Raw genomic sequence first — 14,693 nt, forward strand, 5'->3', positions numbered from 1 at the left:
AGCTCAGCGCTTCTTGCCGCCCAGGATCCCGCCCAGCGCCCCGCGCAGCACCTGGCGCGCCAGGTTGCGCGCCTCGCTCTTGAGCACCTGCTGAACCAGGCCGTCGCGCTGGCCACCGCGGGGGCCGGTGGAGCCAAACAGCACGTTGCTCAGGCCCCCCATGAAGCCGCCGGAGGCTTCGGCTTTCTGGGCCACCTCGGCCTGGGCGGCCTCGGTGCGGGCGGTGAGTTTCTCGTAGGCCGATTCACGGTCCACGGCCTTTTCATACACGCCCGCCACCAGCGAGCCCGCGATCAGCGCCTGGCGCTGGGCCGGGGCGATGGGGCCCAGCTGGCTGCCGGGGGGCAGCACATACACGCGCTCGGTCACCGAGGGCCGGCCCTTGGCATCCAGAAAGCTCACCAGCGCCTCGCCCACGGCCAGCTCGGTGATGGCGGCCTCGATGTCCAGCCCGGGCTTTTGCCGCATGGTCTGGGCCGTGGCCTTGACGGCCTTCTGGTCGCGCGGGGTGAAGGCGCGCAGCGCGTGCTGCACCCGGTTGCCCAGCTGGGCCAGCACGCTGTCGGGAATGTCCAGCGGGTTTTGCGTCACGAAATACACGCCCACGCCCTTGGAGCGCACCAGGCGCACCACCAACTCGATGCGCTCCACCAGCACCTTGGGCGCCTCGTTGAACAGCAGGTGCGCCTCATCAAAGAAGAACACCAGCTTGGGCTGCTCGGGGTCGCCGATCTCGGGCAACTGCTCGAACAGCTCCGACAGCATCCACAGCAAAAAGGTGGCGTACAGGCGCGGCGAGTTCATGAGCTTGTCGGCGGCCAGGATGTTGACCACGCCCTTGCCGTCCACCGTCTGCATGAAGTCGGAGATGTTGAGCATGGGCTCGCCAAAGAACTTGTCGCCGCCCTGGGTTTCGACCTGCATCAGCCCGCGCTGGATGGCGCCCACGCTGGCGGCGCTCACGTTGCCGTATTGCGTGGTGAACTGGCTGGCGTTGTCGCCCACGTGCTGCAGCATGGCGCGCAGGTCTTTCAGGTCGAGCAGCAGCATGCCGGCGTCGTCGGCAATCTTGAACACGAGGTTGAGCACGCCGGCCTGGGTGTCGTTGAGGTTGAGCATGCGGGCCAGCAGCAGGGGCCCCATGTCGGACACCGTGGCGCGCACCGGGTGGCCCTGTTCGCCAAACACGTCCCACAGCGTGGCGGGGCAGGCCTGGGGCGAGGGCAGGTCGATGCCGCGCTCCTTGAGCACGGCCGTGAGCTTTTCGCCAAAGCTGCCGGTCTGGCTGATGCCGGTCAGGTCGCCCTTGACGTCGGCCATGAACACCGGCACGCCGATGTTGGAGAAATTCTCGGCCAGCGTCTGCAGTGTCACGGTCTTGCCCGTGCCGGTGGCGCCGGTGATCAGGCCGTGCCGGTTGGCCAGGCCGGGCAGCAGTTCGCAGTGGATGGAGGCGTTCTTGGCAATCAGCAACGGGTCGGCCATGGCAGTGTCCTCGGTGTGAAAAAGTAAAATCGCGGGCTCAAGGTTAAATCAAGACAAAGGGACCCCCGTGGCTGGACACAGTAAATGGGCCAATATTCAACACAGAAAAGGCCGCCAGGACGAGAAGCGCGGCAAGATCTGGACGCGGATCATCCGCGAAATCACCGTGGCGGCGCGCGCCGGTGGCGGTGACCTGAGCGCCAACCCGCGCCTGCGGCTGGCCGTGGAAAAGGCCAAGGCCGCCAACATGCCGGCCGACCGGATCAAATACAACATCGACAAGGCCACCGGCAACGCCGAAGGCGTGAACTACGAGGAAATCCGCTACGAGGGCTACGGCATCGGGGGCGCGGCCATCATCGTGGACACCATGACCGACAATCGCGTGCGCACCGTGGCCGAGGTGCGCCACGCGTTCAGCAAGCATGGCGGCAACATGGGCACCGAGGGCTCGGTGGCGTTCCAGTTCAGGCATTGTGGCCAGCTGGTCTTTGCGCCCGGCACCAGCGAAGACAAGGTGATGGAAGTGGCGCTGGAGGCCGGCGCCGACGACGTGGTCACCGGTGATGACGGCGCCATCGAGGTGCTGACCGCCTATGCCGACTTTGAAGCCGTGAAGAATGCGCTGGAGGCCGCCGGCCTCAAACCCGAGGTGGCCGAAGTCACCATGCGGCCCGAAAACACCATTGAACTGACCGGCGAAGACGCCGCCAAAATGCAGAAACTGCTCGACATCCTTGAAGACCTGGACGACGTCCAGGACGTGTTCCACAACGCGAGCATCGACGCATGAAAGTCCTTGTGATCGGTGGCGGCGGCCGTGAACACGCGCTGGCCTGGAAACTGGCGCAGTCGCCCCGGGTCCAGGCGGTCTATGTGGCGCCCGGCAATGGCGGCACGGCCCGCGACGACCGGCTGGAGAACATCGCCATCACCGACGTGGTGGCGCTGCGCGAGTGGGCCCTGGCGCAAAAGATCGGCCTCACCGTGGTCGGGCCTGAGGGCCCGCTGGCCGCGGGCGTGGTGGACGAGTTCCGGGCCCACGGGCTGCGGGTGTTCGGGCCAACCAAAGCTGCGGCCCAGCTGGAGAGCTCCAAGGCCTTTTCCAAGGCCTTCATGAAGCGCCACGGCATTCCCACGGCCGACTACGACACCTTTGCGGACCCGGTGGCGGCTCACGCCTACGTGGACAAGATGGGCGCGCCCATCGTGGTCAAGGCCGACGGCCTGGCGGCCGGCAAGGGCGTGGTGGTGGCCATGACGACGGCCGAAGCCCATGAAGCCATCGACTTCATGCTGCTGGACAACAAGCTGGGCGTCAGCCACAACGAGGGTGGGGCGCGGGTGGTGATCGAGGAGTTCCTGCAGGGCGAGGAGGCCAGCTTCATCGTGCTGTGCGACGGCAAGAACGTGACCGCGCTGGCCACCAGCCAGGACCACAAGCGCCTGCTGGACGCCGACCAGGGCCCCAACACGGGCGGCATGGGCGCCTATTCGCCCGCGCCCGTGGTCACGCCCGAGGTGCATGCGCGTGCGATGCGTGAAATCATCCTGCCCACCATCAAGGGCATGGAAAAAGACGGCATCCCGTTCACCGGCTTCCTGTACGCGGGCCTGATGATCGACGCGCAGGGCCGGCCCAGGACGCTGGAGTTCAACTGCCGCATGGGCGACCCCGAAACCCAGCCCATCATGATGCGGCTGAAGTCCGACCTGGTGGACGTGATGATGGCCGCCACCTCGGGCGGGCTGGACCAGATCGAACTGCAATGGGACCGCCGGCCCGCGCTGGGCGTGGTCATGGCCGCGCACGGCTACCCGCTCGCACCCCGCAAGGGCGACGCGATCACCGGCCTGCCCAGGGACACCGAGGACGCCGTGGTGTTCCATGCCGGCACGATGGAGCAGGACGGTGCCACGCTGACCTCGGGCGGACGCGTGCTGTGCGTGACCGCGCTGGGCGACTCGGTGCGCGCCGCGCAGCAGCGCGCCTACGAGGTGGCTGCGCAGATCCACTTCGATGGCGCCCAGTACCGCAAGGACATCGGCCACCGCGCGATCCGCGGCTGAACCGGCTTGAATCCGGTCAGTGACTTTCCCCATCCCTACCCGCTGCAGTTCCAGGGCAGCCCCGTGGCCCGCGCGCTGCTGCGGCTGGCGGGCTGGCGCCTGGCATTTGACGGCCTGCCGGCCCTGCAGGGTGTCTTGATCGTCTACCCCCACACCAGCAACTGGGACTTCGTGGTGATGATCCTGGCCAAGTGGGCGCTGGGCGTGCCCGTGCGCTTCTGGGGCAAGGACCGGTTGTTCCGCATCCCGCTGTTTGGCCGCTGGCTGCGCTGGGTCGGCGGCGTGCCGGTGGACCGCGCCTCGCCCCACGGCGTCACGGGCCAGGCCGTGGCGATTTTTGCGCAGCGCCGGCGGGAGGGCCGCTACTTCTGGCTCGGGCTGGCGCCCGAGGGCACGCGCAAATACATCGCCGGCCTGCGCAGCGGCTTTTACCGCACGGCCCAGGGGGCCGGCGTGCCGATCGGGCTGGTGCGGCTGGACTATGCGCGGCGCGAGGTGCGCGCCCTCGATTTCATTCTGCCCAGCGGCGACGCCGATGCCGACCTGCGTCGCATGGCCCGGGTGTATGACGGCGTGGTGGGCCGCGTGCCGGCCAATGCCTCGCCGATCAAGCTGCTCGACGCCGCCGTGCCCCGGGCCGATACCATGGTGAAATGACCCCTTGTTGACATGACTCCCACCAGCCCAGACACCGTCAGCGCCTGGCTGCTTGATTTGCAGCAGCGCATCACCCAGGCCATCAGCCAGGCCGATGGCTCGCCGTTCCTGACCGATGCCTGGGAAAAAGCCCCGGGCGAGGCCCTGCAGGGCCACGGCGTGACCATGATCCTGGAGGACGGCCCGCTGTTCGAGCGCGCGGGTTGCGGCTTTTCGCATGTGCGCGGCCCCCAGCTTCCGCCTTCGGCCACGCAGCACCGGCCCGAACTGGCCGGCGCGCCGTTCGAGGCCATGGGGGTGTCGCTGGTGTTCCATCCGCGCAACCCGTACGTGCCCACGGTGCACATGAATGTCCGCATGCTCTCGGCCGCGCAGCCGGGGCAGCCGCCCGTGTGCTGGTTTGGCGGCGGCATGGACCTCACGCCGTATTATGGGTTTGAGGAGGATGCGGTCCATTTCCATCGCAGCTGCCAGCAGGCGCTGGCGCCGTTTGGCGCCGACAAGTACCCGCGCTTCAAGACCTGGTGCGACGAGTATTTCTACCTGAAGCACCGCGACGAGCAGCGCGGCGTGGGTGGCGTGTTCTTTGACGATTTCTCCGAGCTGGGCCCCGAGCGCAGCCTGGCCATGATGCAGGCCGTGGGCGATGCCTTCATTCCTGCCTACCTGCCCATCGTGCAGCGCCGCCGGGACCTGCCTTGGGGCCCGCGCGAGCGCGAGTTCCAGACCTACCGCCGTGGGCGCTATGTGGAGTTCAACCTGGTCTGGGACCGTGGCACCCACTTCGGCCTGCAGTCGGGCGGGCGCACCGAGTCCATCCTTCTGTCCATGCCACCGCTGGTGAGCTGGGCCTATCAGCGCCGGCCCGAACCCGGCTCGCCCGAAGAGGTGCTGACCACCCGGTTCCTGGTGCGACGGGAGTGGGTATGAGCGCGGCTGGCGCCATGCCCCGGCGCCTGGGCATGTTTGGCGGGGCGTTTGACCCGCCCCACAATGCCCATGTGGCGCTGGCCCGGGCGGCGGTGGAGCAGCTGGGGCTGGACGAGTTGCGCATCTTCCCGACCGGGCAGGCCTGGCACAAGGCGCGTGAGCTCTCGGCCAAGCAGCACCGCCTGGCGATGGCGCAACTGGCCTTTGCCGACGTGCCGAACGCCACCGTGGACGGGCGCGAGCTGCAGCGGTCGGGCTTGACCTACACCATCGACACCCTGCGCGAGCTGCGCCAGGAGTTTCCCGGGGCCGAATTGCTGCTGGTGATCGGCGCCGACCAGGCCGAAGCCCTGCACAGCTGGCGCGAAAGCGCCGAAATCGCGCGGATTGCTACCATTTCAATAGCGGAACGTGCCCGCCCGACGGGGACTCCAGGCACTTTTGATGCCTCAAGGCTGCCTCCGGGGCGGCTGGAGCCGGTGGAACTGCCGCCCATGCCCTTCAGTTCCACCGAAATCCGCGCGCGTGCCGCCGCGGGCAAAGGGATCGACCATCTGGTTCCGGCGACCGTAGCACGTTATATTGAACACCATCACCTTTACCAATCTCCCTGATGACCACTGAAACTGCCGCCAAAAAAGACATCCAGAAACTCCAGCGAGCCATCATCGATGGCCTGGAGGACGTGAAAGCGCAGGACATCCAGGTTTTCAACACCGAGCATCTGTCGCCGCTGTTCGAGCGGGTGATCATTGCCTCGGGCACCTCCAACCGCCAGACCAAGGCCCTGTCGGCCAGCGTGCGCGACGCCGTGCGCGAGGCGGGCTTTGGCAAGCCGCGCATCGAGGGCGAGGACAACGGCGAATGGATCATCGTGGACTGCGGCGCGGCCGTGGTGCACATCATGCAGCCGGTGATCCGCCAGTACTACCACCTTGAGGAGATCTGGGGCGACAAGCCCGTGCGCCTCAAATTCGGCTCGGCCAAGCCGGCCGTGGCCGCCGAGCCCGAGAAGGCGCCCGCCAAAAAGGCCCCGGAGAAAACCACGCTGCGCCGCAGCAGCGCGGCCAAGACCGCCGTGAAGGCGGCCGAGCAGGCCGCCAAGGCGCCAGCGAAAAAGGCCACGGGCAAAAGGCCTCCCGCGCGGGGCGCTGGGGCCAGCAAGACGACCAAGAAGGTCGTGGTCGGCAAGGCCCCCGCCAAAAAGGCCGCAGCCAAGAAGGCGCCCGCCCGCAAGGCATGAAGCTGTTTGTCGTGGCCGTGGGGCAGCGTGTGCCCGACTGGGCACAGACCGCCTGGGACGACTACGCCAAGCGCTTCCCGCCCGAGCTGCGGGTGGAACTCAAGGCAGTCAAGACCGAGCCACGCGGCTCGAAGACGCTGGAAACCCTCTACGCGGCCGAACGCGAACGCATTGAGGCCGCCATTCCGCGCGGTGCGCGCGTGGTGGCGCTGGACGAGCGCGGCACCGCGCTGACCACCCGGGCGCTGGCCGGCAAGCTCAAGGCCTGGCAGCTTGAGGCCGACGACGTGGCACTGGTCATTGGCGGGCCCGACGGGCTGGACCCGGCCTTCCGCGAGGCGGCGCACGAACGCATCCGCCTGTCGGACCTGACGCTGCCGCACGCCATGGTGCGGGTGCTGCTGGTCGAGCAGCTGTACCGCGCCTGGTCCATCAACGCCAACCATCCCTATCACCGTGAGTGAATTCATCTACCTGGCCTCCCAGAGCCCGCGCCGGCGCCAGTTGCTGGAGCAGCTGGGCGTGCGCTACGAGCTGCTGCTGCCGGACGCCGATGAGGACGCAGAGGGCATGGAGGCCGTGCTGCCGGGCGAGGCCCCGGCCCGCTATGTGCAGCGCGTGACCGGCCTGAAGCTGGATGCGGCCGTGCAGCGCCTGCGCCGGCGCCAGCTGCCGGCGGCGCCCATCCTGTGCTCCGACACCACGGTGGCGCGTGGCCTGGCGATCTACGGCAAGCCCGCCGATGCGGCCGACGCCAGGCGCATGCTGCGGGCGCTGGCGGGCACCACGCACCGCGTGCTGACGGCCGTGGCCGTGCAGCGCGGGGCCCGCCGGCTGCAGGCGCTCAGCGACTCGCGCGTGACCTTCAGCGAGCTGACGCCCGCGCAAATCCGGCGCTACGTGGACGGTGGCGAGCCCATGGGCAAGGCCGGCGCGTACGCGGTGCAGGGCGCGGCGGCGGCCTTCATTTCGCGGATCAGCGGCAGCTACTCTGGCATCATGGGCCTGCCGATGTTTGAGACAGCGCAGTTGCTGCGCGCAAGCGGCTTCAAAATCTAGAAAAAAATGCAGCAGGACATCCTGATCAACTGGTCGCCCCAGGAAACACGCGTTGCCGTGGTGGAAAACGGCGCGGTGCAGGAACTGCACGTCGAACGCACGCTGGAGCGTGGCCTGGTGGGCAATGTCTACCTGGGCAAGGTGGCGCGCGTGCTGCCGGGCATGCAGTCGGCCTTCATCGACATCGGGCTGGAGCGCGCCGCCTTCCTGCACGTGGCCGATGTCTGGCACCGTCACCCCGACGGCGAGCCGCCGGGCCTGGTCAAGGCCACGCAGCCCACGGTGCCCATTGAAAAGCAGGTGTTCGAGGGCCAGTCGCTGATGGTCCAGGTCATCAAGGACCCAATCGGCACCAAGGGCGCGCGCCTGTCGACCCAGATCAGCGTGGCCGGGCGCCTGCTGGTGTTCTTGCCGCAGGACGACCATGTGGGGGTGTCGCAGAAAATCCCGCCCGATCAGCGCGACGCGCTGCGCGCCCGGCTGCAGGCCATTGTGGGCGAGCAGGGCGGGGGCTTCATCCTGCGCACCAACGGGGAAGACGCCACCGATGCCGAGCTGGCCGAGGACGTGGCCTACCTGCGCAAGGCCTGGGCCCGGATCAAGGAGGCGTCCACCCGGCTGCCCGCAACCTCGCTGCTGCACCAGGACCTGAGCCTGCTGCAGCGCGTGCTGCGCGACCTGGTCAGCGAAGAGACCCAGACCATCCGGCTGGATTCGCGCGAGCAGTTCGACCTGTTGATGGCATTTGGCCGCGAGTTCATGCCGGCGGCGGCCGGCCGCCTGCAGCTGTACAAGGGCGAGCGGCCGATTTTCGACCTGTATTCGATCGACGACGAAATCGCCAGGGCGCTGGGCCGGCGCGTGGACCTGAAGTCCGGCGGGTACGTGATCGTGGACCAGACCGAGGCGCTTACCACGGTGGATGTGAACACCGGCGGCTATGTGGGCGCGCGCAATTTCGACGACACCATCTTCAAGACCAACCTGGAGGCCGCCGGCGCCATCGCGCGGCAGCTGCGCCTGCGCAATCTGGGCGGCATCATCATCGTGGACTTCATCGACATGGTGCGCGAGGACCACCGCGAGGCGGTGCTGGCCGAGTTCCGCAAACAGCTTGCGCGCGACCGGGTCAAGACCATGGCTGGCGGGTTCTCGCACCTGGGGCTGGTGGAGATGACGCGCAAGCGCACCCGCGAGTCGCTGGCCCACATGCTGTGCGAGCCCTGCGAGGCCTGCCAGGGCAAGGGCAGCGTCAAGACCGCGCGCAGCGTGGGCTACGACATCCTGCGCGAGATTCTGCGCGAGGCCCGCCAGTTCAACCCGCGCGAGTTCCGGGTGGTGGCCTCGCCGCGCGTGGTGGAGCTGTTCCTGGACGAGGAAAGCCAGCACCTGGCGGGGCTGTCGGACTTCATCGGCAAGCCCATCTCGCTGCAAAGCGAGAGCGCCATGGGGCCGGAGCAGTACGATATCGTTCTTCTGTGAGCCCTGCGGGCGCGCCTCGAGGCAGCCCGCCAGACCGTGACCGTTGCCGCATGCCGCGCCCTCCGATCCCCATCCTGACCTACCACCAGGTGGACCAGCCGCCGCCGCGCGGCACCCCCTACCGCAGCCTGGTGGTGTCGCCCGGCGCATTCGCACGGCAGATGGCCCTGCTCAGGCTGCTGGGCTACCGGGGGTTGTCGATGAGCGCGCTCATGCCCTACCTGGCCGGTGAACAGCAGGGCCGGGTGGTGGGCATCACCTTTGACGACGGCTATGTGAACAACCTCGAACACGCGCTGCCGGTGCTGCAGCGCCACGGCTTCTCCGCCACCTGCTATGTCGTGAGTGGCCAGCTGGGCGGCAGCAACGTCTGGGACCTGCCCAAGGGGGTGCCGGCCAAACCGCTGATGGACGTGACCCATCTGCGCAATTGGATCGCGGGGGGCCAGGAGGTTGGCGCGCACACGCGCAACCATGTGGACCTCACCGCACTGGGGGATGCGGCCGCGCGTGAGGAGATCGCGGCCTGCAAGCTTGACCTTGAGCCGTTCCTGGGGGTGGAGCTGCAACAGTTCTGCTACCCCTACGGCCACCACCGGCCCGAACATGCGGCCATGGTGCGCGAGGCGGGTTACGCCGCGGCCACCACCACGCGTCGCGGCCGGTCGATGGCGGCCGACCCGGCCTGGGCGCTGCCGCGGGTGCCTGTGCATCAGTCGACCACGCTGCCGCTGTTCTGGGCCAAGATCGCCACGGCCTACGAAGACCGCCGCCGCGACGCATGAGGATCGCCGTCCTGAACCGCGTCTTTGCCACCACTGGGGGCGGGGCCGAGAGCTATTCCATCGCGCTGGTCGAGCAGCTGGCGCAGCGCCATGACGTGCATGTGTTTGCCCAGCAGATCGACCATGCCTGGCCGGGTGTGACCTACCACCGCGTGTCATGCCCGCTGGCCAGGCCGCGCTGGATCAACCAGCTCTGGTACGCGCTGGCCACCTGGCGCGCCACGCGCAGCGGCTTTGATGTGGTGCATTCCCATGAGAACACCTGGCACGGCCGCGTGCAGACCATTCACGTCAAGCCCGTGCGGCACAACCTGCTGGTGGGCCGCACGGGGGTGCGCCGAGCGCTGGCCTGGCTGAAGATCGCCCTGAGCCCGCGGCTGCTGACCTATGTGGCGCTGGAAGCCGCACGCTTCAGGGCCCGGCCGGGCCAGCAGGTGGTGGTGACGTCGGCCAACCTGCGCGCCGAGGTGCTGCAGGCCTACCCGCATGCGCAGCCACGGGTCGCCATCGTCACGCCGGGTGTGACCCTGCCCGGGCCGGGGCTCTCGCAGGCCGAGGCCCGCCAGGCCCTGGGCTTGCCGGCACAGGGCCGGCTGCTGCTGTTCGTCGCCAACGACTATGCGCGCAAGGGGCTGGACGGACTGCTGCAGGCGCTGTGCGGGCTGCCGGGCGACGTGTCGCTGGCAGTGGTGGGCAACCCGTCAGGCATTGCGGCCTTTGAGGCGCGCGCAAGGGCGCTGGGTGTGGCGGGCCGCGTGCACTTTCTGGGAGCGCTGAAAAGCGTGGACCCGGCCTACCGCGCCGCTGACCTGCTGGTGCACCCCACGTTCGAGGACACCTTTGCCATGGTGGTGCTGGAAGCCATGGCCCATGGCCTGCCCGTGGTGGTGAGTGGGGCCGCGTTCTGCGGCATCGCCAGCTTGCTGGCCGATGGCGAGAATGCCCTGTTGCTGGACGACCCGCGTGATGCGGCCGCCATCGCGGCCGCGCTGGGCCGCCTGCTTGGGGATCCGCTGCTGGCCAGCCGCCTGGGCGCGCAGGCGCTGGCCTTTGCCCGGCAACACGACTGGGCCGCCGCGGCCCGGGCCTGCGAGCAGCTCTACGCCGCGAGCCTCAGGCCACCAGCTTGAAGTGCTTGCGGCTCAGGTCCCAGCCTGTGAGCCGCTCCAGCGCCATCGACAGCCGGTATTTGCGCTCCTTGGACGTGAGCTGGTAGTCGGGGTTGAACGTGATGCTCTGCTCCGCCTCTGTGGCCAGCCAGTGCGCCATCACGGCCGGGTGCGTGCCCGTGAAAGGCTTGACGGCCTGTGGGTCGAAGTTGGCGTAGTTGATCTGCATCACGGTGGAGCCTTGCCAGTACTTGGCGACCTGGTCGAGCTTGGCCTGCATGTACTCGGCGCGGCGCACCCAGCCGTAGTGGTGGATGTGGGCCTGGGCCAGCGCCCCTCGCGGATTGCGCGGACGCTTGTGCTGGTGCATCACGAGCCAGTACTGGCCATCGGGTGCATAGGTGCGGATGGTGTTGCGGATCAGCCGGCATTCGCGCCGGTACCAGCCCGGGCTGATGGACACATAGCCCGGCGTGCCATAGAAGTGCAGGTAATCAAACACCAGCGCTTCCACGGCCGGGTTGGCATGGTGGCGGTCGACGCTGGCGCGGATGGCGCCCAGCTCGTCCTCGTGCACGACCTCGTCGCCCTCGAGGTAGAACACCCAGTCGCCGGTGCACGCGTATTGCGCGATCATTTTCTGCTGGGCATAGACAAAGCCGCGGTCGGCCATGCGCTCGTTCCACACGGTCTCGATGATCCTGATCTTGGGGCTGGCGATGGCCCGCACGCGGGCCAGGGTGTCATCGTCACTGCGGCCCACCGCGACCACGAACTCATCGACCAGCGGCAGCAGGGACAGGATCGATTCCACAAAGGGAAAACCCAGCATGGTGCCGTTGCGGATGAAGGTGAAGCCGCTGATCGATGCCTGGCTCATTCGAGAATGTTCTCCTGCGGGTCGGTGGCATCGCCCGCGGCCGCAAGCCGGTACAGCCGGGCATAGTGCCCACCCGCCGCCAGCAGCCCGGCGTGGGTGCCGGTTTCGACGATTTTGCCCGCGCTCATCACCACGATGCGGTCCGCATGCTCGATGGTGGACAGGCGGTGCGCGATGATCAGTGTGGTGCGTCCGGCCATCAGGCGCTGCAGCGCGGTCTTGACCGCCTGCTCGGATTCGGAGTCAAGCGCCGAGGTGGCCTCGTCGAGGATGAGAATGGGCGCGTCCTTGTAGAGCGCGCGCGCAATCGCCAGGCGCTGGCGCTGGCCGCCCGAGAGCTGGGTGGCGTTGTGGCCCACGGGGCTGTCCATGCCCTGCGGCAAGGCCTCCACGAAGGCGCCGAGGTTGGCGGCCTGCAGCGCCTGCAGCGCGCGCGCACGGTCCAGCGGCTGCCCCAGCGCCACGTTGGCGGCCACGCTGTCGTTGAACATCACCACGTCCTGGCTCACGAAGGAAAACTGGCGGCGCAGGGCGCCGAGCTGCCAGTCGCCCAGGGCCACCCCGTCAAGGGTGATGCGGCCCGCCGTGGGTTCGACGAAACGCGGCAGCAGGTTGATCAGCGTGGTCTTGCCCGAGCCCGAGCTGCCCACCAGCGCCAGCGTCTGGCCGGGCTCGATGCGCAGGCTCAGCGCGTCCAGTGCGTCATGGTTGCTGCCGGGGTAGCGCACCACCACCTGGTCCAGCACGAGCTCACCGCGGACCTGGCCGGCGGTGTGCGTGCCTTCGGCTTCGGCGGGCGTCTGGTCGATCAGGTCGAGCCCGCGTTCCACCGCGGCCAAGCCGCGCGTGATGGGCGAGGCTGATTCGGACAGGTGCTTGATCGGCGCGATCAGCATCAGCATGGCCGTGACGAACGAGGCGAACGCCCCCACCGTGATGCTGCTGGTCGAGCTTTGCCACAGCGCCGTGCAGATCACCGCGGAGAGGGCCGCGGCCGCGAGCAGCTGGGTCAGCGGCGTCATGGCTGACGCCGCGATGGTGGATTTCATCGCGAGCCGGCGCAGCTGCGTGTTGAGCTGGTCGAACCGGGCCCCCTGCGAGGCCTGGGCGTCATGCAGCCGGACCACGCGGTGCGCGAGCACGTTTTCCTCGACCACGTAGGCCAGCCGGTCGGTGGCGTTCTGGCTGGCCTGGGTGATGCGGTGCAGGCGCCTGGACAGCACCTTCATGACCCAGGCGACGGCCGGGAAGATGAACAGCACGATCAGCGTGAGTTTCCAGTTGAGGTACAGCAGGTAGGCCATCAGGGCTACCAGCGTGAGCGAGTCCTTGAGCAGCGACAGCATTGCATTGACCAGCAGCGTGGTGCCGGTCTGCACCTCGTAGACCACGGTGTTGGACAGCGAGCTGGCCGACGACCTGGCGAACAGGTCCATGGGCGCCTCCAGCAGCCGCCCGAACAGCCGCCGCCGCAGTGCCACCATGGCCTGGTTGGCCATGAAGGCCAGCGAGTACTGGGCCACAAACCCCGCCACGCCGCGCAGGGCAAACAGGCCCAGCAAGGCGGCCGGGACCAGCCACAGGTTGAGGGATCCGTCCTTGAAACCCCGGTCCAGCAGGGGCTTCATGAGCGCCGGGATCATGGGCTCGGTCAGCGCGGCCAGGGTGGTCGCCATCACCATGCAGGGCAGGGCCCAGCCCGCCCCCCGGAAATACGGAATGAAGCGCTGCAGGCGCTGCCACACGGTGCCACGCACCAGCAAGGCGGAGGTGGTGGGCTCGGAGTTCATGCCGGAGCTGGGGAAGGGGCCGGGTCGTCCGGGTTGTACAGCCCATACGCGAGCAACAGGCCCAATACGCCACAGAAGAAGTCGCCGATCAGCGCGTCAAACAACGACGAATTGAAGAGGCAGGCGATGGCCAGAACGGCCAGCAGGGACTGCATGGCATGCCGCTGCGGCACCGGGAACCGTTGCGCGTCATGTGCGGCCAACAGCATGAATCCAAGCAGCAGCAGAGTCCCTCCGACGCCGAGATGCACTCCCCAGAGCAGGAACTCCTGGTGCGGGTTGCGAACCTCGGCGGTCCCCGGAATCGGGGTACTGCCTTCCAGCCGCAGGTACTGCTGGTTCCAGCTGCCCACACCGAAGCCCGTAAGGGGGCGCTGCGAGATCGCCTGCAGCGACCGCTGCCAGAAGTTCAGCCGCATCCCCGACGATGTGGTGGCGTCCTGCTGGTGGCGGTAGGCACTGATCTCTGACACCACCAGAGACAGCCGCTCGTTGAATTGCGGCGAGACCGCCATTGCCGCTCCGGCAAGCAGTACTGGCGCCATCACGGCAGCCACCAGCCAGCGCCGTGGCACAGCCCAGACCAGGGCCAGCGAGATCACACCCAGCAGGGCCACCTGCCCGCTGCGACCGGGCAGCATCACCATGACGTTGACCGCCGCCATGGCTGCCAGCGCCACCGCGATCCAGGGGCCCTGGCGTCCCGGAAATTTGTCGCGAAGCTGCCAGCAGATGGCCGCGAATGCCGCGGTCATGATGCTTTGGTCGAGGTAACTTGAATACACGGTGGCAATGGAGTTGCGCGGCGTTGGCGACCCCCAGAAGACCGGCACCTGCAGGAACAGCAGCCAGGAAGTCAGCACGACGAAGGCCTGGAACCCGAGGTACACCCCCAGCGCCAGCCGGGCCTCGCGCGGCGTGCGGATCAGCACCACCACCGCGGGAATGAGCAGCAGCTTGCCGTACTTGGCAATGTCGCCCAGCGCATCGTGCCAGGGGGCCGTGGTGTAGGCCAGGCTCAGCGTGAGCGCAGCCAGCATCGCGAGCAGGACCGGCACGCTTCGCAGCTGTGCCAGCTGGGCGCTATGCTCCTTCCGCCACAGCGCGCCGATCAGGGCGCCACCGGCAACCAGCAAGGTCAGCAGCTTGGACACGTTGATCGCGGCCAGTGAAACGGGGATGGAGGCGGCCAACAGGTAGACC

The 14,693-nt window shown here is 68.1% G+C and carries 15 protein-coding genes; 11 read left to right on the forward strand and 4 right to left on the reverse strand.

All coding sequences use genetic code 11. The features are described from left to right. Positions 1–3: 3 nt before the first annotated feature. Positions 4–1,485 carry a DUF853 domain-containing protein gene (locus KF796_12305; protein MBX3587415.1) on the reverse strand — a complete coding sequence of 494 codons (1,482 nt, stop codon included), beginning with the start codon at positions 1,483–1,485 and terminating at the stop codon, positions 4–6. Positions 1,486–1,552: 67 nt separating this feature from the next. Here KF796_12305 and KF796_12310 point away from each other — a divergent pair, with 67 nt between their 5' ends. From KF796_12310 to KF796_12360, 11 genes are read left to right on the forward strand one after another with little or no spacing between them, the layout of a single operon-like run. Further along, positions 1,553–2,278 (forward strand): YebC/PmpR family DNA-binding transcriptional regulator, encoded by a 726-nt coding sequence (locus tag KF796_12310; protein MBX3587416.1) that lies wholly within the window; start codon positions 1,553–1,555, stop codon positions 2,276–2,278. Further along, entirely contained in the window at positions 2,275–3,555 is a 1,281-nt protein-coding gene (gene purD, locus KF796_12315) for a phosphoribosylamine--glycine ligase (GenBank protein ID MBX3587417.1), read from the forward strand. The genes KF796_12310 and purD overlap by 4 nt, the downstream gene beginning before the upstream one ends. Before the next feature lie 6 nt (positions 3,556–3,561). Then, entirely contained in the window at positions 3,562–4,212 is a 651-nt protein-coding gene (locus KF796_12320; GenBank protein ID MBX3587418.1) for a 1-acyl-sn-glycerol-3-phosphate acyltransferase, read from the forward strand. Between the two features lie 12 nt (positions 4,213–4,224). Beyond that, complete coding sequence (gene hemF / locus KF796_12325; GenBank protein MBX3587419.1) at positions 4,225–5,142, forward strand: oxygen-dependent coproporphyrinogen oxidase; 918 nt, start codon at positions 4,225–4,227, stop codon at positions 5,140–5,142. Further along, positions 5,139–5,756, forward strand: a complete 618-nt coding sequence (gene nadD, locus KF796_12330; GenBank protein MBX3587420.1) for a nicotinate-nucleotide adenylyltransferase — start codon at positions 5,139–5,141, stop codon at positions 5,754–5,756. The genes hemF and nadD overlap by 4 nt, the downstream gene beginning before the upstream one ends. Continuing rightward, positions 5,756–6,385: a ribosome silencing factor gene (gene rsfS, locus KF796_12335; protein MBX3587421.1), complete on the forward strand. Its 630-nt coding sequence runs from the start codon at positions 5,756–5,758 to the stop codon at positions 6,383–6,385. Before nadD ends, rsfS begins: the two co-directional genes overlap by 1 nt. Next, complete coding sequence (gene rlmH, locus KF796_12340; protein ID MBX3587422.1) at positions 6,382–6,849, forward strand: 23S rRNA (pseudouridine(1915)-N(3))-methyltransferase RlmH; 468 nt, start codon at positions 6,382–6,384, stop codon at positions 6,847–6,849. Before rsfS ends, rlmH begins: the two co-directional genes overlap by 4 nt. Then, entirely contained in the window at positions 6,842–7,444 is a 603-nt protein-coding gene (gene maf, locus KF796_12345) for a septum formation inhibitor Maf (GenBank protein ID MBX3587423.1), read from the forward strand. Before rlmH ends, maf begins: the two co-directional genes overlap by 8 nt. A gap of 6 nt (positions 7,445–7,450) precedes the next feature. Continuing rightward, positions 7,451–8,926, forward strand: coding sequence for a ribonuclease G (gene rng / locus KF796_12350; GenBank protein ID MBX3587424.1), 1,476 nt, complete (start codon positions 7,451–7,453; stop codon positions 8,924–8,926). A gap of 50 nt (positions 8,927–8,976) precedes the next feature. After that, positions 8,977–9,711, forward strand: coding sequence for a polysaccharide deacetylase family protein (locus tag KF796_12355; GenBank protein MBX3587425.1), 735 nt, complete (start codon positions 8,977–8,979; stop codon positions 9,709–9,711). Further along, on the forward strand, positions 9,708–10,841 hold the full coding sequence (locus tag KF796_12360) for a glycosyltransferase family 4 protein (protein ID MBX3587426.1): 1,134 nt from the start codon (positions 9,708–9,710) through the stop codon (positions 10,839–10,841). Before KF796_12355 ends, KF796_12360 begins: the two co-directional genes overlap by 4 nt. Here the strand turns inward: KF796_12360 and KF796_12365 are convergent. From KF796_12365 to KF796_12375, 3 genes are read right to left on the reverse strand one after another with little or no spacing between them, the layout of a single operon-like run. Continuing rightward, entirely contained in the window at positions 10,825–11,700 is an 876-nt protein-coding gene (locus tag KF796_12365; GenBank protein ID MBX3587427.1) for a glycosyltransferase, read from the reverse strand. The genes KF796_12360 and KF796_12365 overlap by 17 nt on opposite strands. Further along, a complete protein-coding gene (gene msbA, locus KF796_12370; GenBank protein MBX3587428.1) occupies positions 11,697–13,490 on the reverse strand; it encodes a lipid A export permease/ATP-binding protein MsbA in 1,794 nt (597 codons plus the stop codon). Before msbA ends, KF796_12365 begins: the two co-directional genes overlap by 4 nt. Next, the gene (locus KF796_12375) at positions 13,487–14,683 is read right to left on the reverse strand and encodes an O-antigen ligase family protein (protein MBX3587429.1); all 1,197 of its coding nucleotides are present in this window, start codon (positions 14,681–14,683) and stop codon (positions 13,487–13,489) included. Before KF796_12375 ends, msbA begins: the two co-directional genes overlap by 4 nt. Positions 14,684–14,693 lie beyond the last annotated feature (10 nt).

This window comes from Ramlibacter sp. (assembly GCA_019635435.1).
Classification (GTDB): Bacteria; Pseudomonadota; Gammaproteobacteria; order Burkholderiales; family Burkholderiaceae_C; genus JAHBZM01.